Annotated in this window: 11 protein-coding genes and 1 pseudogene; 4 read left to right on the top strand and 8 right to left on the bottom strand. The window is 70.6% G+C overall.

What is annotated here, in order from left to right:
- Positions 1-249 precede the first annotated feature (249 nt).
- The 6 genes and pseudogenes from AV521_RS44975 to AV521_RS52015 form a co-directional block, all read right to left on the bottom strand.
- Positions 250-879: a hypothetical protein gene (locus AV521_RS44975; protein ID WP_076097752.1), complete on the bottom strand. Its 630-nt coding sequence runs from the start codon at positions 877-879 to the stop codon at positions 250-252.
- 7 nt (positions 880-886) lie between these two features.
- Positions 887-1870, bottom strand: a pseudogene (locus AV521_RS44970) (TniB family NTP-binding protein).
- A 116-nt stretch (positions 1871-1986) separates the two neighbouring features.
- Entirely contained in the window at positions 1987-4113 is a 2127-nt protein-coding gene (locus AV521_RS44965; protein WP_076097751.1) for a DDE-type integrase/transposase/recombinase, read from the bottom strand.
- A complete protein-coding gene (locus AV521_RS44960; protein WP_305965228.1) occupies positions 4110-4751 on the bottom strand; it encodes a TnsA-like heteromeric transposase endonuclease subunit in 642 nt (213 codons plus the stop codon). Before AV521_RS44960 ends, AV521_RS44965 begins: the two co-directional genes overlap by 4 nt.
- A gap of 314 nt (positions 4752-5065) precedes the next feature.
- Positions 5066-5527: a hypothetical protein gene (locus AV521_RS52020; protein WP_256725997.1), complete on the bottom strand. Its 462-nt coding sequence runs from the start codon at positions 5525-5527 to the stop codon at positions 5066-5068.
- A 94-nt stretch (positions 5528-5621) separates the two neighbouring features.
- Positions 5622-6341, bottom strand: a complete 720-nt coding sequence (locus AV521_RS52015) for a hypothetical protein (RefSeq protein WP_256725996.1) — start codon at positions 6339-6341, stop codon at positions 5622-5624.
- A 930-nt stretch (positions 6342-7271) separates the two neighbouring features.
- On the opposite strand from AV521_RS52015, the gene AV521_RS44950 reads away from it, so the two are divergent.
- The 4 genes from AV521_RS44950 (at position 7272) to AV521_RS44935 (ending at position 11339) form a co-directional block, all read left to right on the top strand.
- Positions 7272-7562 carry a hypothetical protein gene (locus tag AV521_RS44950; RefSeq protein ID WP_076097750.1) on the top strand — a complete coding sequence of 97 codons (291 nt, stop codon included), beginning with the start codon at positions 7272-7274 and terminating at the stop codon, positions 7560-7562.
- A 10-nt stretch (positions 7563-7572) separates the two neighbouring features.
- Positions 7573-8280, top strand: a complete 708-nt coding sequence (locus AV521_RS44945) for a helix-turn-helix domain-containing protein (protein WP_076097748.1) — start codon at positions 7573-7575, stop codon at positions 8278-8280.
- Positions 8281-8557: 277 nt separating this feature from the next.
- Positions 8558-10771: a helix-turn-helix transcriptional regulator gene (locus AV521_RS44940; RefSeq protein ID WP_076097746.1), complete on the top strand. Its 2214-nt coding sequence runs from the start codon at positions 8558-8560 to the stop codon at positions 10769-10771.
- A 10-nt stretch (positions 10772-10781) separates the two neighbouring features.
- Entirely contained in the window at positions 10782-11339 is a 558-nt protein-coding gene (locus AV521_RS44935) for a DNA-binding protein (RefSeq protein ID WP_076097744.1), read from the top strand.
- 108 nt (positions 11340-11447) lie between these two features.
- Here the strand turns inward: AV521_RS44935 and AV521_RS44930 are convergent, their stop codons facing one another.
- Together AV521_RS44930 and AV521_RS44925 are read right to left on the bottom strand one after the other, a co-directional pair.
- On the bottom strand, positions 11448-14708 hold the full coding sequence (locus tag AV521_RS44930; protein WP_076097741.1) for a Helicase associated domain protein: 3261 nt from the start codon (positions 14706-14708) through the stop codon (positions 11448-11450).
- A gap of 101 nt (positions 14709-14809) precedes the next feature.
- Entirely contained in the window at positions 14810-17017 is a 2208-nt protein-coding gene (locus tag AV521_RS44925) for a DEAD/DEAH box helicase (RefSeq protein WP_256725995.1), read from the bottom strand.
- Positions 17018-17055: the final 38 nt, after the last annotated feature.

Raw genomic sequence — 17055 nt, 5'->3', positions numbered from 1 at the left:
TGTGATTCCGGGGTTCGTAGTTGGTGTGGTGTGGGTGGCTTGAACTGGGGTGTTGTGGATTCTCTGATAACGGTTCCGACGCCTACGGGACGCTGGAGGCGGTGTTGGTGGGGTGTCTGGCCTGTGGTGATTGGGGGTTTGTTGATAACGGCGGTGTGTTGTTGGTGATGGTGTCTGGCATCTAAAGGGCTGGCGCGGGTTTGTGCTGGTCAGCGGCTTGTTGCGTGGTCAGGGCTTGTGTGGGTGGGCCTACACCGGTGTCGGCTGGAGCGGGTTGCCGCCGGTCCAGTACAGGGCGGTGTCGATGTCGCGTGCACTCCAGCCGTCGGCGTGTGCTGCGCCGTGTTGGAGGAGGTCGTCGAGGAGCTGGAGGTAGCGGCCGTAGCGTCCCGGTGTGGGGGTGAGGGTGAGGCCGAGGGTGTCCAGGGCGTGTTGGACGTGGCGGTCGTAGACGGCCATGCGCTTGGGTGCTGCTGCGGTGAGGACGGCTGAGGCGAGGGCGTCGCCGGTGTGGAAGCCGGGCAGTTCGGCGATGATGCCGCGTCCGGTGCGGGCGGCTTCGCTGGGGGTGAGGGTGGTGTCGCGGACGGCGGTGACGGCCCGCTCGGTGACGGCTCGTACGTGGGTGTCGGGCAGGGACATGAGGTCTGTCACCCAGCGGGTTTGTGCGGAGAGCCGTTTCCAGACGACGAGGGCTGCGATGTCCGTCTTGCCGAGGCTGCCGGTGTGCTCGGTGCGCTGCGCGACGTCGTGGAGGACCTCGTCGTAGTGGGGTGAGACGTCGGCGAGGTAGCCGGCGCGGGCGGGGATCAGGGTGTCCCAGGCCTGCCGACAGAGGGCGGCGAACTCGTCGCCCGGCGTCTCGGTGGTCGTCTTCATGTCCGCATCATGCCGTTCTGGCCGGTTGGCGGGTTCGGGGGCGCCTTGCTTCTTCGGCTAGGTGGTCGAGCTGGATGGCTTCGAGTGATTTTTTGGTGATGCGTTCGGTGCCGTCGCAGATGGCGGTGATGGCGGCTTGGCGGATGAGGCGGGCGAGGCTTCCGATGCGGCCGGCGGTGCGCTGGTGGAGCTAGGAGGCGTGGCGGGGGAGTGTGCCGGGTGTGTGCTGGGTCAGGTCGAGGGCGGCTTCCATGTCGGTGATGAGGTCGGTGAAGGGGCGGGTGTTTCCGTGGCGGGCGGGGAGGGGGCCGCAGGTGATGAGGCTGGCGCGGCCGGCGAGTTGGGCGCCTCGTATGCCGCTGAACAGGGGGGTCGCGGCGACGTCGATGCCGGTGTAAACGAAGGTCGCTCTGATGCGTTCGGTGAGGTCTTTCAGCAGGTCGGTGGCCTCCGCGCCGGTGGTCGTACGCGGGTTGAGGCGGTGGATCTCGTCGATGAGGATCAGGCGGACGCCGGCTTGGGTGTAGGTGTGGCAGACGGCCTCGGTGATCTGGGTCTGGGTCATGCGGGTGGTGACGGGGATGCCGAGGTAGCGGGCGAATTCGGTGGCGAGGGTCTTGGCGGTGGCGCCGGGTGGCACCAGCAGGTATGCGACCGGTACCTGCTCGTGGGCGCGTCCGGGCGGGGCTGGGTTCTTGCGGGTGTGGGCGAGGTGGGAGGTGCGTCCGACTTCGAGGAGGGCGGTGGGTTTTCCGGCTGCGGCGGGGCCGGTGACGATCAGTGAGGGGAGGGCGGTGGTCTGCTGGTGGCGGCCGAGCAGCATCAGGGTGCGGACCTGGGTGGCGAGGGTGGTGATGGCGGGGGTGCGGACGGTGACGAACGCGGAGTGGTAGGCGAGGCGTTCTTCCATGCTGCGGGGCGCATCGCTGGCCTTGGGCGGGGTTGGGGGCGGGGTGGTGGCGAAGTGCTGCCAGCCCTGCCAAGTGGTGATCGGCCACTGCGGTTCGGTCTCGTGGACGTCGGGCCACTGAGCATCGGCGGCGGTGCGGGCAGGCTGGCCTGCCGGGCTGGGGGAGTGGCTGGCGGTGGTGGTGTGTGGGCGGGTGGTCACCAGTTGAGGGCTTCCTGGGCGGGGTTGTAGAGGCCGAGTCCGGTGTACGGGACGGGGACGCCGGTGTTGTCGTCGCCGGGTTCGTCCTCGCCGTCGCCCTGCTCCTGGTCGTCGAGGTCGTCGAGGCTGTCGTCGTCCGAGCCGTCGGCCTGCGGGTCCGGGGCGTGGGGCGTGCGGGTGCCGGCCGTCGGCGAGGGCGTTTTCAGCGGTGCGGTGCGGGTGAGGAGGCGTTGCTCGCCGGGGGTGGCGGTGCCGGTGTGGGCGCGGCGCATGAGCTGGTCGAGGGCGTCGGCGAGGTCGGCTTCGTGGGTGTCGCGGTCGCCGTGGCGGGCGGTGATGGTTTTGATGTGCTGCCAGGTTGCGCTGTTGAAGGGCTGGTGGATGTGGTCGCGGTGGATCCACGGGATCTCTGTCAGGTGTCCGTCGGGCAGGCGGATCCAGTCCTGGCGGGCGTCGTGGGGGTTGGTGTGGATCTCCCATTTGCCGCCGCGCGCGGTGACGGGGGACGGCTGGCCGCGGTAGGGGGCGAGGACATCCGCGTCGTAGGTGCGGTGGTCGAGGCGGATGCCGCGTTCGGTGATGGCCTGCCAGCGCACCGGCAGCAGTTCGAGGTAGTCGCTGCCGCTGAGGGGGAGGGGCACGTGGCCGGCCACGGCGACCAGCGCGGCCCACATCTGGTTCGGGGTGAGCGCCTTCTTCGGCAGGGTGGGGTGGCGCAGGCCTTCATGGGGGCGGTGGTGGTAGTGGATCAGCCATTCGTCGAGCAGGTCCTGCAGCTGGGGGACGCTGAAGCAGGCCTCGGTTTCGGCGGCGGGTCCGCGGCGGGTGACGTCGGATCCGGTGTAGCCGGGCAGGTGCTGGCACAGCAGGGCGTTGATGGTGCCGAAGGTGCGCTCGACGATGCCTTTGGCGGCGGGAGCGTGGGGCGGGGTGGGCTGGACGCTGATGCCGAGGGTCTCGCAGGCGGCGCTGAACGCCGTGGACAGGTAGACCTTGCCCCGGTCCACGACGATCGTCTCGGGCACCACGACCGGCCGGGCGGCTGCGCCCTGAAGGCGTTCGTCCAGGCCCATCATCCGCTGTAGCTGCGGGAGTTGGGTGTGGGCGAGGCGCAGTGCGTCGGGCCAGGTGGGGCGGGCGGGGTGAGGGACGGCCATCTCGGCGAGTAGCAGGGCGGCGTCGACGGCCTTGGTGCTGGCGGGGCGCAGGACGGCGGCGAGGATGGCGCGGGTGGCGACGTCGACGGCGATGGTGAGTTCGGGGCGGCCGGTGGTGCCGTCGTCGAAGACGGCCAGGACGTCCAGCCTGGTGGTGTCGACCTGTACTTGCTCGCCTGGCCGCAGTGCCACGGTCGGGGTGAACGCCCGTCCGCCGGTGGGGCAGGGGAGAGTACGGGCGGGGCGGTAGGGGTGTTCGGCGGGACCGGCGAGTTGGTGGACGAGCCGGTAGAAGGTGGCCTGGGAGGGCATCGGCACGGTGCCGCGCCCGTACCGGTCCTCCAGGATCTGCGCGACCAGGGGCGTCAGACCTTTGATGGTGCCCTTGGAGCGGCCGCGCTGGCGGCGCAGCGCTTCCTCGATGGCGGCGATGACGCGTTCGTCGGCGCGCCCGGTCGGGTTGGGACGGCGGGTGGTGCGGTGGTCGACCAGCCCCCACAAGCCTTGCTTGCGGTAGGCCAGGCGCATGCGCTGTACCGTGGTCCGGGAGACAGGTCCGAAGCCGATCGCAGTCAGCTCTGCCGCCTTGGCCTCCTCGCGCTGCGCGAGCGTGAACCGGTCGGGGTCGTACTCGGCCCGGGGCACCCCGCCGCTGTCCGGCCCGCCGGGCAGGCCGGACTCCACCTCGCGGATGTGCCGCTGCCAGGCCAGCGCCTTGCGCCGCGCGTCCTCGGGCGCGGTCTCGAACAGCCCCCACTGCGTCACGGCCTGGGGCATCTCAGCACCCACGATGGCGAAGGACGGGTCGGCGAACAGATGCCCGGCCACGACCGTCTCGTCTCCTCCTGTCTCACCGGCGAGGTGGACCTGCTGACCCGCCACAGCGATGACCTGCCAGGTGCTCTCACGGAAACGGACGTGCGCTCCGACCTGCAGCACCGGCCGCCCGCGACGCCGCACGCTCACCGTCCGTCCCCGCTGCCCGGGCCGCCGCGGCCGTTTGCACCGCCGGCGCCGGGGCTGAGGAGGACCCGCTCGTTCAGCGGTATGTCCAGGGGCGTGGTGAGGTGTCCGTGCCACAGGGCGTGGAAGACGGCGGGTAGGACTTCGATCGGGTCGCCCACCTCTTCGGTGCCCTCGATCAGCGGCCGTGGCTGTGCGAACGCCTCACGTACGGCGGCCGCGAGAGGGGGACGGCCGGCGTTGCGGGGGTGGCGGTAGCCGGCCAGCCATTTCAGGTTCGCCGAAAGTGTCTTCTCCAGCGGCTCGAGGCGCTGGTAGCTCCAGCCGGCCTGCGCGCACGCCGCCTCCAGGACCGTCGCAGCCCGCTGCGCCCTCTCGCCGCCGGCCTCCGGGTGGCTGGGGCAGTCGGCCAGCAGGGCGGTGCCGTCGCGGTGGCGGGCGAAGAGCTGCGGTACCCACGAGCGGACCTGGCCGCGCGCGTCCCGCCACAGCAGACGGACCGGCCGCCCGGCCAGGCCGACCACCTCGGGGTCGCGGTCCAGCACCATCAGCTGTGCCCGCATCGCGGCCGACCCGCACGCCACATGCCGGCCGGTCGTGGCCGACCACCACTGTCCGGGCCCCCACCGCCGCCCCGGCACCACCGGGAACAGCCGACACCGGCTCCAGCTCCTCGAAGGCCACCGCGAGAACCGCGTCCGCCCACCGCTGCTGCACCACCTGCCCGAGGGAGTCGACGAAGACTGCCTCCCACTCGGATCCGGTATCCGTCTGCATGTGTTATGAGCGGCCACCTGCTGCGGCCGCTGCGTTCTTGCTGCCCACGCGCCCCAGTCAAGCCCGTCCCGCCTCGCTGGCGGGCGGCTTCACGGATTTTGATCACGAGCACCGGACGATGAGGTATTGCCCTGCGGATGACGGCCCGTGCACACCCTGCCTGCCGCCTGACACTTGCTCACAACCCTTTTCTCGGTTGCTCGTTGCGGTGGTCCGGGAGTGCTTCGGCCAGGACATCGGTCGGCAGGCGGGCCCAGCGTGCCAGATCCTCCAGTGCCATCCCGGCCGCGAGGGCTGCCGCTGCGGTCTCCCGTACGGCCTGCTCGATCAGTGTGGCGGCATGGCCGAGGTTGCCCAGCAACTGCTGTGCGGCGTCGGCGGTCTTGCCGTACTGAGCGCCGCGCAGCTGGGTCAGCTGCTCTTCGGCCTCGTTGACCAGGCTGGTGATCCGTGCCCGCTGCTCGGCCGGCACCGCAGAGCGCCACGTGGTGCCTGAGCCGGGCACGCTGCGTTCCTTGGACAGGACACGCAACTGGGCGGCCACGGACGCGGGCTGGTTCTCCTGCCTCAGCCACCACGGATCGTTGCCGTAACCAGGCGGGCCCCCGGCGCCACGGCGCAGGCGGATGACGGCACCCATCCACGAGGTCAGCGGGCCGCCGTAGTCGGTGGCAGCCAGCGGCCCCAGCCACCCCCGCCCGACCCGCTCGCCCAGCCGGCCGCAGAACGCCCCGTCAGCGGGCAGCGGCCGCGGCCGCCCGGCCCCGCCACACCAGCTCGGCCATATCCGGGTCCAGCAGCGCGTCGGCCACGGCCACCACCTCGGGGAAGACGACCGCGTCCCGCCCCACGATCCGCCACCACTCCAGCTCCGTCCCGGCGTTGCCGCCCGCGACCTGGTGCAGGCGGCGCGGCCAGATGACTTCACGCTCCCAGGAAAGCGCCTGCTCCCACCACCGGGCCACGACCGCGTGCGCCAGCGCGAACACCTTTTCGGGCTCCGCTCCGGACCGCACGGCTCGGCGCGCCACCCCGCTCCACCGCTGCTGCGCCGCGACTACCTCCGGCAGGCCTCGCACATCGAGGTGTTCCAGCGGTTGGTCGGCGTCCGCGTCCAGCAGCCACCGCCGGTGCCGGGCGCACACCCGCTCCCACCGTGGCGTGTACCGCACCACCCGCACCGCCGTCCCCGTACGCCGGGCCGCGCACAGGCGGCAGCCGAACGCCGCTTGCCGGGCGGCCGCGCTGCCGGTCCGCCACGCCGCCGCCGGTACTCCGTCCTTTCCGTCCGACAGCTTGGCGTCCTGCTGCCCCCAGGACGGCAACGCCCGCGCCAGCACGTCCTCCTCGATGCCGCACACGGCTGCCAGCACCTGCCGGCCAGGCGCGTTGAGCAGCATGTCGGCGTCGGCCCGCGCACGCCGCCCTCGTGCCTGGGCGGGTAATTGCGCCACTTCCAGCAGGAGCGCAGCGTCTTCGCCTCCAGCCCGTAGCGCTCTGCGGCGCGGCAGACCAGTGATGCCGTCGTCTCTCCGGCGAAGGGCGCTACACGGAAGATCCCAGGAGGGAGACTGCCGCCCTGGGCCATCCCGTCGGCGTCAGCCATGTCGGCTGCATTCCCCACTCTCTGCTCCTGGCCGATCCGGTTGTCTGCGGCCACTGCGCCGGTCTGGGCGGGCGCGGAGCCAGGGTGGAGACCGCGCGGTGGCTGACACGGATACGGGTGAAGCCGATGCCCCAGACGACGTGGCGTGGGGATCGGCTTCATCCGGGGCTGGTGCGCCAACACCAGCCCTCCCTGCTGCGGTGGTTGGAGCCAGTAGCAATCAGGGCAGGCGGGCCGTACGGCTGCCTGTGATGAGAAGTCTGCCTCCCTAGGCAGGGAGGCTATCGAAGCCAGAAGGCACAAAACTGAATCAATGCAGGTCAATGCCCTGCCGCCGGTTTCCCTCAATCGGGTGAAGGGGCTAACTGAAACGTACCCGGTGCACGGTCCCAGACCGCAACCCCACCTGCCCTGACCTGCGTCTTTACTGGCTTTTCGGTGTACTCACGATTGTCAGCCAGCCATGGTAGGACGGCACGCAACGCTGTGACCTGCACATTTTTATCTGTCCGGGCCCTCCCGGGCCGCGTCGGCAGGCCTGACATCGTCGTGGACGGTACTCCCTTCATGAAGAAGTGCACATCGGCGCGCTGGTGAGGCAATTGCTTGACGGCCTCTCAGGAGTGTCGTAGGGGCTGGGAAACTGTGCCGCAGTAGCAGCCCGTTCGTGCGCTGGGAGCGCCAACTCCCGCTTGGCGCACGCCTGGGCCAAAGGTTGGAGCCAGATAGCACCGTCCGGCGATCGGCAGGTCGCCGGACGGTAGTCAGGAGATTCTTGATGGGCAGCAAGCCCTCTGCCGCGCCGAATTCCGCCACCGTCGAGTCGGTATCGGCCGACCACACCGTGGCCTGCGGCCGGTTCGGGATGCCGCACGCGTGCGTGATCATCGCGTTCGTCGTCACCGCGGCCTTCCTCGCTCCTCGCCCGCACGCCGTCCAGGACGTGCTGCAGCTGCTTGCGGGAGCCGGTGGCATCGGCGCGGCGATCGTCGCCCTGGCCGTCGTACCGAGCCGCGGCGCGGGCCGTCTCAGCCGGCTCGTGCGCGCCTACTTCAGCGCCGGGAACTGAGGCGAGGACCGTGGGACGCCGTGAGAACCCCGTCGACCGCACCGCGCCAGAGAAAGCGAAACTCGCCGACTTCTTGCGCGCACGCCGGCACCACGCCCAGATGACCTACAAGCAGATGGCCGCACGCAGCACAGTGGTGTCGGCTGCGACCTTCGAACGCGCTGCTTCTGGGGCGGTCGTGCCGTCCTGGGAGACTGTCCAGGAGTTCATCCTCGCGACCGCCGACGAGGGCGATTTCCACCCCGAGTTCTTCATGGACCGCGCCCGCCAGCTGTGGATCAAAGCCCGCCGGGCCACGCGGGCTCCCTTCTACGTTCGCCAAGCCCCCGATCCCAGGCTGCTGTCCAGTCCGGCCGACCTCGTGCGCGCCCTGCGGCGGCAGCATGTGTGGGCCGGCTACCCAACACCCGGCGAGATGGAGCGCATGTCCGGCCCCGGCGTCCTGCCCCGGACTACCGCGCGTCGCATCATCGAGGGAGAGGTACTGCCGGTCGACCCGCAGCAGGCCATCGCTTTCCTCAGAGCCTGTTATGTCGTCAGGGCGGCGGACCTTCAGCCGTGGCTTGCCTCGGCGGTCCGCGTGCTGCGGGACGTCCCGTCACGCTCAAGGAACCTGGACAACTGGGTCCGGGCCCACCAGCAGATGGTCCGACAGGCTCAGACCGAATCTGCAGCCCAGGCCCCGCCATCGTCCTCCCAGGGCAGAAAGGCCGCATAGAGCCACCGGGAGAAACCCGGAGGCCCGCCCGGGTATGTGGCTGATCCAGTTTGCCGCAGGCCCGGGCTGGGATCCCTTACGCGCGGCCGGTGCTGGCGGCGATCACGTGGCTGATCGTGCTGCTCCTCTGACCCGTGCGCGATCAACGTTGACAGGGGACAGCTGTTGCTGGCCCAAGCCGCTGCCAGCTACGCGAGATCAACATGCGAACGCTATCCGTACGCTCTCGGTACGCAATATGTGCGCTTCACGCTAGGGTCGGGGCAGGAGGTGCTGCATGTCCGAGCTGTTCGACGCGGTCGACGCGCTCATCGCGTCCCGCTCCCCGCTGCCGCCCCCGGCGGAGCGCAAGCGGCTGCGCCAGGCGCACGGGCTGACGCTGGACGAGGTGGCCGCCGCACTGAAGGTGCGGCGGGCGACGGTCAGTGGCTGGGAGGCGGGCAAGACTGAGCCGCGGCCGCCGGAGCGCGACGCATACGCCCGCATGCTCAAGCAGCTCGCCCAGCTCTACCCCGCCAACGCTCCGGTGCCCCCCGAGGACACGGCGATCCCCGAAATGCCTGCCGTTGCGGCCGCTGCTGCGCCGTCGGCAGCTGAATCGGCCCAAGCCCACGCTGACTCCGGGGTTGCTCGCAGGATCACTGCACGCTCCACCGCCCCTGCCGCTGTACCGCGTCCGGCGGCCGCGACCAGGCCGACGTCGCGCGGTCCAGCCGCGAAGAAGGCCGCCCCCGCCGACACCCCGGCAGGCGGGAGGGAAGCGAGGTTCGAGAACGGGCCGCTGGCGGTCGTCGACGTCGACGCAGAGGGCCAGGTGCTGGCGTACTGCGTCGGCGGCCTGGTCCTGGACGTGCCTGCGAAGTCGCTTTCCGCGCTGGTGGAGTGGATGCTTGGCGAAGGGCGGCTCGGTCAGCCGAAGTTGTCCGGGCCGGGCAAGGACGCCGACCCGCTGATCGTGCTGACCGGGGCCGCGTGCGAGCGTTACGGCCTGCCCAGCACGCTCACCAAGGAGGAGCGCCTGGCCGGCCGGATCCCGGAGGGCCACAAGGTCGTCAAGCAGCTGACGCGCGCCGACTGGCAGCTGACCAAGCGTGGCTTCGGGCCGTGGGCAAGGATCTACCGCCCCGCGCAGGGCTCGGACCGGTCCTGCGTGCAGCTGTGCATCCTGTCGTGGGACGCGCTCGACACCCGGCACTGGGCCGACGCCGCCCAGCTGCCGTCGGCCGACCTCGCGCGGCTCCTGGGGGTGTACGCGTCCCGGGTGATGACGCCGCGCGGCTCCACCGCCGTCACGGGTCTGGAACTGATGACCGCCCTGCACCCGCCGACCCGGGCCTCCGAGCCCGACGCCGACGGCCGCCGGTATTCCGAGCACAACCCCGGCTCGCTGGGCAAGGACCCGGTGGACTGCGCCCCGTGCGAGGCCCCCGACGGGCACCCGCTGCTCGCCGATCTGCAGCGCTTCCACCAGCGCACCCCGGCGGAGGTTCTGGTGGAGGAGGCGTATGACTGGGCGCGCCCGCTCACCGATGCCGAATGCCTTCGCCCCCATCTGGTGGGCATCGACGTGAACATGGCCTTCGCCGCCGGCGCGAACGGCCTCACAGTCGGTCTGGGCGCGCCGACGCACGTCAAGGCGCCGGTGTTCGATCCGAAAGTGCCCGGCTCGTGGCTGGTGGATCTGTCCCACGTCGACCTGTCCCGCGTGAAACTCGCCAAGGACAAGTGGGCGCAGCTGGACGGCGAGCTGCTGCCCAGTCCGTTCACGCCGAAGGGCGAGCGCCCGACGGGGCCGGCCTGGTACGCCACGCCGACCGTGGCGTACGCGGTGGAGCTCGGCTACGACGTGCGACCGATCGAGGCGTACGTCCGCCACGACAACGGCCGTTACCTGGACGCCTGGTACAACCGGCTGCGTGATGCCTACCTGGCCACGATGGCCGACCTCGGCGTGCACGCGGACATGCCGCCGGCCGATTTCCTCGCGGCGATGGACGGCTACCGGCGGCGGGACCCTCAGCTGGCGATCGTGGTGTCCGCGATCAAGGCGACAGTGAAGGGCGGCATCGGCAAGCTGCGCGAACGCCCGCGCGGGGAGGGCTGGAAGCCCGGGCAGCCGTGGCGGGCCCTTGCCCGGCCCACTTGGCGCCCGGACATCCGCGCCGCCGTCATCTCTCGGACCCGGATCAACATGCACCGCAAGATCGTCAAGCACGCCGCCTTCACCGGGCAGTACCCGGTCGCGGTCCTGTCGGACTGCGCCGTCTACGCCTGCGACGGGCCTTCCCCGCTGGACTTCCTGCCCTACCGGGACGGCAAGCCGCTGCCGGGCGGCTTCAAGCTTGGCATCAACCCCGGGCTGGTGAAGTGGGAGGGCACCCAGACCGTCCTGTGGGGCGAGGGCGTGCGCGACCAGTTCAACGCCCCGGAGCTCAACCTCGCCCGCTACATCAAGGACGGCACCGTCATGGACCAGGACACCGGGGAGTAGGTAGACCGCGATGAGCATGTTCGGGGACGGCCTGGACGCCGCGGTGCAGAAGGCGTTCACCCGCCCGGCGCCCAAGAGCGCGCCCGCGCAGATGCGGTACCTGGTCAAGCAGCTCAAGGGCACCAAGGCCGTTGCCCAGATGCTGCGGATCTCCCAGCGCACCGTTGAGCGGTACGTGAAGGACCAGATCAAAAAGCCGCGCCCGGACCTCGCCGCCCGGCTGGAGACTGAGGTGAAAAAGCGGTGGCAGCCGCAGATCCGGGCCAAGGCACGGCAGAAGGCGGCGACCACCGGCGGCATCGTCATCGACACCCGCGCCCGGATCGGCTACACCGCGCCGATCGGCACGACGGACGAAGACCGGCTCCGTCACCTCACCGTCGCGCTGCCGCCGCAGTACGCCGCCCGCCTCTTCGACGCCCAAGAGCAGGGCGCCAGCGACCAGCAGCTCCAGCAGATCGCCGCCGACGCACTCAAGGAGGTGTACTTCCAGGACAACGGCCGCCGCGCCGGCCAATTGGAGCAGGTCCGTTTCACCGACATCGAGCACCTTGAGTTCGACCTGTAGATCCCCAACAGCCGCAGACCCCGCCGACGGCAACTGCGGAGCGGGGTCTGCCCCGTAGACGTCTCGGCGTAGTGCTTCGGGCGGGACTCCACAGAACAGCAAGTCGTTTCACAGGTCATGAGGCGGGGCGTGTATGCGAATGGCTGACAGCAACGCTTGCTGATGTGGATGGAGTTGGTGCCAGAGGATGCTCTGTTTGCGGGCCCAGCGCTGGAGTTCGGGCGGGAGGGGCTGGTCTGCGGCGTGAAGGGTGCGGTGCTGGTGGTATTTGCGTTGCCAGGCGAAAGGCCAGGGCGGGTTCCACCAGGGGTCGAGGAGGGTGAGTTCTTGCAGGGTGCGGGGGGACAGGAGGCCTGCGCGGGCTTTGCGCCGCTGTTGGATGAGCCAGTGCCCCAGGGCGAAGCCGTGGTGGCGGGTGTGCTTGAACACGGCGAGGTGCCCGTGGGCGGCGGCGTAGGAGCGGGCGTGGGGGAGGCCGTCGCCCGGTGGGTAGCTGCGTGTCGTCGTGGGAGTCGGCACGGGTTCGGTGGCGGGCGCGGCGCCGATGCCGGCCAGGAGTTCTTGCTGGGTGGGGTGGAGGCTGTCCCACAGCCGTGTCTGGGTGGTGATCCAGCGGCGCTGCGTCGTGGTCAGGTTGCCGCTGGTCGTGACAGCGCGTGCCCGATGGTAGGTGCGCTGCCATGCGAGGGGCCAGGGCGGGTTCCAGTGCGGGTCGAGGGCGTTCAGCGCGGCGATCCGGGCGGGGTCGGTGCGCCCGTCAGCGACGCGGTGTCGCTGGCGTAGGAGCCAGCTGCCCAGTGGGTAGTCGTTGTGGCGGGTCCGTTCGGCCACGGCCAAGTGCCCGTGTTCGGCGGCATAGCTACGTGCGTGGGCGAGCCCTGTGTCCACAGGGGCAGGGCTTCGGCCGGCTTCGGTCACGGTGCGGGCGACGGCAGGGCTGATGCCGATGTCCGCGAGGAGGTTCTGCTGCTCGGGCTGCAGTACGTCGTGCCGGGCACACAGACGGCGCAGCCACACTGTCACCTCGCCCTCGTCCCCGCCGTGATGCGGGCCGGGCACCTTCAACCGTCCCCTCTGCCATCGCTTACGGGCCTGCTGGTAGCGCCGCTGCCAGGAGTAGGGCCAGGGCGGGTTCCACCAGGGATCGAGTTCGGCCAGCAGCCTGCCACGCGGCCATGCGCCTCCGGTGGCTTGAGCGTGCCAGCGGTCCTGGCGGCGCTGCTCCACGAGCCAACGGCCCAGGGCAAACCCGTCGTGCACGTACTCCGAGGGCACTGCCAGGTGTCCGTGTGCCGCGGCGAAGGAACGAGCGCTGGTCATGCCGTCCAAGGCCCACAGGCCGGCAGTAGCAGCCTGCCCGTTCTCGGTCTCGACCTCGGGTGCCCCTGCCCTGCCCTGCACTTTCGCGGCTTCCTCGGCTGTGATGCCGATGTCGGCCAGCAGACGCTGCTGATCGGGGTCCAGACGCCGATATACGGCACACTGCCGCGACAGCCACAAGGCGAGATCTGCTTCGGCCCCGGGAAATCCGTCCCTCACATCGAGCCCGCCTCCGCTCTCCGCCAGCCGCCGCGCCTGTGCGTAGGAGCGCTGCCAGGCTGTCCCCCAGGGCGGATTCCACCAGGGATCGATGGCGTCGAGTGCGCGGGAGCGCTCCGTGGGCTCCGGGCTCTGGCGCGCTCTGCGACGCTGGCGTGCGAGCCACGGCCCCAGCGGATACCCCTGGTACATCGTGTCCTTGTCCGCGGCAGCCAGACAACCGTGTTCGGCGGCGTAGGACTTGGCGTGCGCCAGCCCCGTCTCGAAGCTGGCCTGGACGGGGACCCGCCGCGGCAGAGCGGTGCGGGCCGCCTCGGCCGTGATGCCGATGTCCGCCAGCAGACGCTGCTGTTCAGGATGGAGAGTGCTGTAGCGGGTGCACTGCAGATACAGCCACTCGCCGTTGAGTATCTGCGTGCCGGGGAATCCCGCGGCTGCATCGGGCGGACCGGCAACCGCGGCGTGATCGCGCGCCCGGTAGTACGAGCGCTGACACTGCACCGACCAGGGGGCATTCCACCATGGGTCCAAGGCCGCCAGCGCCCGCGCACGGTCTGGCGCCATCGCCCAGGCCCTGGTCTGGACGTTGCCCAGCCACTCCCCAAGCCGATAGGAATCGACCACGGTGTCCTTCGGGACCGCGAGATTGTCGTGTTCGCGCAGATAGCGGCGGGCATGCGCCAGGCCGGCCGCGAAGGCTTCGTCCGCCTGCCGACTGTGTCCGCGCCGCCGCTTACCCTCCACGCGCTGGCCGCCAGGCCCCACACGCGCCCGTACTGCGAACTCGTCTACCAGAGGGCGCTGACGGTGAGCCGGAGCCACCGCCCACATCTCCTGGCCCGCAGCGTTTGTCCCGCCCCGTGCCCGCACGCACTGATACGCCCACGCGAAGAGGGGGCCCGACGTCTCCTGCGCCAGCTGATCCACGTACCAGGGCCGCCGCACACAGCCCGCAACAGCCGTCAAGAGCATCGGCAGATCAGCCAGGCGAAAGGGAACATGGCCCTGTGCCTCGGCCACCACACGGCGCCGGAAGTCGTCACCGGCCAGCAGCGTGGCCAGGGCAACGGTCTCCGGATAGGTCACCAGCTCCCGCGCCACGACCCGCCAGGCGTCCTGGTCCAAGCCGTCGCTGTCCAGGCTCCGTAGCCGCGCCGGCCACACATGCTCCCGCGGCCACGTCTGCCACCACCACGACGCGGTCACTGCCTGCGCCACCTCGAAAGCATCCGCTGCCCGCGCGGAACGGCGCAGCAGCCTCACGTGACGGTGCCGGGCTTCCAGCACCTGCCCGCACCCGGCCAGGTTCACCACTTGGCCGACCGTGCCCGGGATCTGCATAAGCCACCGGCGATGAGGCAGGCACACCCGCGGCTCAGGCCCCAGATACAGGCGAGCAGCCTCCGGCCTTCCGGTACGCCGCGCCGTGCACGCAGGGCAGGCTGCTCCCCAGCGCCGCACCTTCTCCGCGGTGTGGTGAAACTGCGCTGCCGGCCCCGTGGCGAACCGCCGACGAGGCTCCTCCTGCGCCCAGGCGGGCAGCGCCCGCAGCAGGTGGTCCTGCGGGACGCGGCACAACTGCGCTACCCGGTCCCGTGCTTCCTGATTCAGATAGACCTCACTGTCCGGCCGCGCCCTGCCCATCACGTTCGGCAGTCCACCCACGTCGACGATCACCGCCAGCAGGTCCCTGAGCGCCATGCCGTAGCGCGCCGCCAGCCGGATCAGGAACGACTGCGTCTTTTCCCCCTGCAACGGCCCCACGCGCAGCACACCGCCCGGCGGCGCGATCGGTCCAGCCGCTGCCAGCTTCCGAGTCTCGCCGCTCATTCCGCCCCCGTCCGTCAGCCCTGGTCCCCGTAACCACCTGCGAGCCCTACCCGGTTACGGCTTTGCCCTGGGCGGCCTGGGCACCCCGCAAACACAGGCAGTCATGCCCACTCAACCCCCAGCTCCGCGAGGGCAGCGCGCTGCTCCTGAGTGAGCTTGTCGCGGCGGGCCTTGGTGTTGGAGATCCACACACCCAGCTTCACGGCCACCGGCTCGGCCTCGTCGGCGACGACGATTTCTTCGCTGTGCGCACGTGGAACCGGCCTGCCCGCGCCTTCCCGCTCGATCCACTGGGCGAGGGCCCTCACACCGCGTTGGAAGGCCGCTGACGCCTTCCCTGAGGCCTTGCCGTTCTTGGTGGCCGGTGCCGGAGCGGGCCGCCCAGCGGGCTTCACACCGAGCTCGGACAGCCGCTGCTGCTGCTCTTCGGACAGCTCCGCCCAGAAATTCGCCTGACGCTGGAGCCACCGACCAAGGTCGTCGCCTTCGAAGAGCACGCCGGGCTGGATGTCAGGCAGGAAACCGTGGGGTTCGTCGGCGGCGAGGTCGGCGAGCACCCGGTAGTGCCGCTGCCAGTCCAGCGGCCATGGGCAGTCCCAGTCCGGGTCGATCTGAGCGAGCTGGGCAGCGCGGGCTGCAGCACGCTCGGGATCTTTACCGAGGCCGCCCCTCCTGCGAAGGTTGGCCATGTGCTGCCCGACGGGGCTCAAGTCGTCCCTCACGCCCAGGCTCGCCCCCTCGCCCCAGAGAGCGTCCTGCCTCGGGGCGAGGTGCCCGGTGGCCCGGTGGTAGGAGCGGAGCACGGCGAGCTTGGTCTCCCACGCTTCCTCACCGGGTTCCCACACCATCCCGGCCTCGGGCGCGTCCAGCAGTTCCTTGCGCCGCTCCTTCAGCTCCCCGGCCCGCAGTGCCTTGCGCTGCTGGTGCACCCACCGGCCGAGCGGGAAGTCCTTCGTGACGCCCACCGTCGTCTCGGTGTCGTACGGGACGGCGTACAGGCCGGTGATCTCGTTCTCCGCCCGCCAGCGGATGAGGGCCTGGTAGCCCTCCAGCCACACCAGCGAGTCCGGCCGGTACACCCGCGTGCGCAGGAACGCGGCGATCGTCGCCGCGTCCCGGGGAGTGGAGAAGTGGAGCAGGGCCGATTCGGCGGCGGCCTGGGTGTCGTCGTGCTCCTGGTCCTCGCCGTCACCCGAGCCGTCAGCGCCGACGATCCGGCCCTCCTCATCGCGCTGGACGTGCACCTTGCGCTTCCCGCTGGTGAGGGCGCGGGAGGCGAGCTGCTCGACCAGGCGCTCATCGTGGCTGCGCAGGCCTTGGAGCACGGCCACGAGCGGCTTGAAGCTCGCGCTGGCCACCATGTCGGTCGGGTCCTCGCCCGGCTCCAGGAAGACCGGCACGATGATCCTGGCCACCTTGGTGGATCCGTCGCGGTTCAGCCTCAGCGCGCGGCCGATGTTCTGCACGATCTCCACCTGGGACCCGCGGGTGTCGGCGAAGCAGATTGCCTCCACCCCGCGCTCACCGGTGATGTCGACGCCTTCCCCGAGGACCCGCACGGAGGCGAGGAATGCCCTGTGCACGCGCCGGTTGTTGGCGTCGAAGCCGTTGGCGAACTGTCGGATGACCTCGCGGCGTTCGGACACCAGGTGGTCGCCGCACAGCCAGGCCGACCACACCCGGTCCGGGGGTACGTGGCGGCCGGCCTCCAGGCCGTAGAACTCCGCGTCGATCGACGACGCGGGCAGCGCCTTCTCCGCCTTGACCATGGTCTCGTCATCGGTGTCGGTCATGTACAGCTCGGCAGCGGTCTTCGGCAGCGCGTCCGCGAACGCCGCGGCCTCTTCGACCTTCTGGTGGAAGGTCATGACCGTACGGAGGTTGTACGCCGCGGCGTGCTCCAGGAGCGCGGTCTGCAGCAGGGCCAGGCGCCGGCCCCGCAGCGCCTCCTCCGACAGTCCGAGCACGGGGGAGGGGTCGCGGATCTCCAGGACGTCGATCTCGAACGGGGCGAGGATCTCCCGCTCGATCGCCTCGCTCAGCCCGAGTTCGGCCAGCCACGGCCCGTAGGTCTGCGAGTCCTGGCCCATCGACGCGATCTCCAGCTCCTGGCCGTCCTTCCCGCGCTGCGGCCGGGGCGAGGCCAGGATGCGTGGGGTCGCGGTGAGGTAGAGCCGGAAGTCGGCGGGGATGCGGGCGTTGTCGTGGATCGCAGCCCAGGGACGGCCAAGGTCACCGGCGGTGCCGTGGGCTTCGTCCGTTTTACCGGCGGTGGAGCTGGGTGGAACGCGGCTGAACTGGTTCTTCACGTGACGTGCATGTGCGCGACGTAACCGTTCCGGTGGCT

This window comes from Streptomyces sp. IMTB 2501 (assembly GCF_001953885.1).
GTDB lineage: Bacteria > Actinomycetota > Actinomycetes > Streptomycetales > Streptomycetaceae > Streptomyces.
Note: the sequence above shows the minus strand (reverse complement) of the source record. Positions and strands in the feature narration are given on the sequence as shown.

Excerpts from the sequence above, each read along its gene's own strand:
- AV521_RS44940 (WP_076097746.1), top strand. The coding sequence starts at position 8,558 with ATGTCCGAGCTGTTCGACGCGGTCGACGCGCTCATCGCGTCCCGCTCC.
- AV521_RS44950 (WP_076097750.1), top strand. The coding sequence starts at position 7,272 with ATGGGCAGCAAGCCCTCTGCCGCGCCGAATTCCGCCACCGTCGAGTCG.
- AV521_RS44930 (WP_076097741.1), bottom strand. The coding sequence starts at position 14,708 with ATGAGCGGCGAGACTCGGAAGCTGGCAGCGGCTGGACCGATCGCGCCG.
- AV521_RS44935 (WP_076097744.1), top strand. The coding sequence starts at position 10,782 with ATGAGCATGTTCGGGGACGGCCTGGACGCCGCGGTGCAGAAGGCGTTC.
- AV521_RS44975 (WP_076097752.1), bottom strand. The coding sequence starts at position 879 with ATGAAGACGACCACCGAGACGCCGGGCGACGAGTTCGCCGCCCTCTGT.
- AV521_RS52020 (WP_256725997.1), bottom strand. The coding sequence starts at position 5,527 with ATGGGTGCCGTCATCCGCCTGCGCCGTGGCGCCGGGGGCCCGCCTGGT.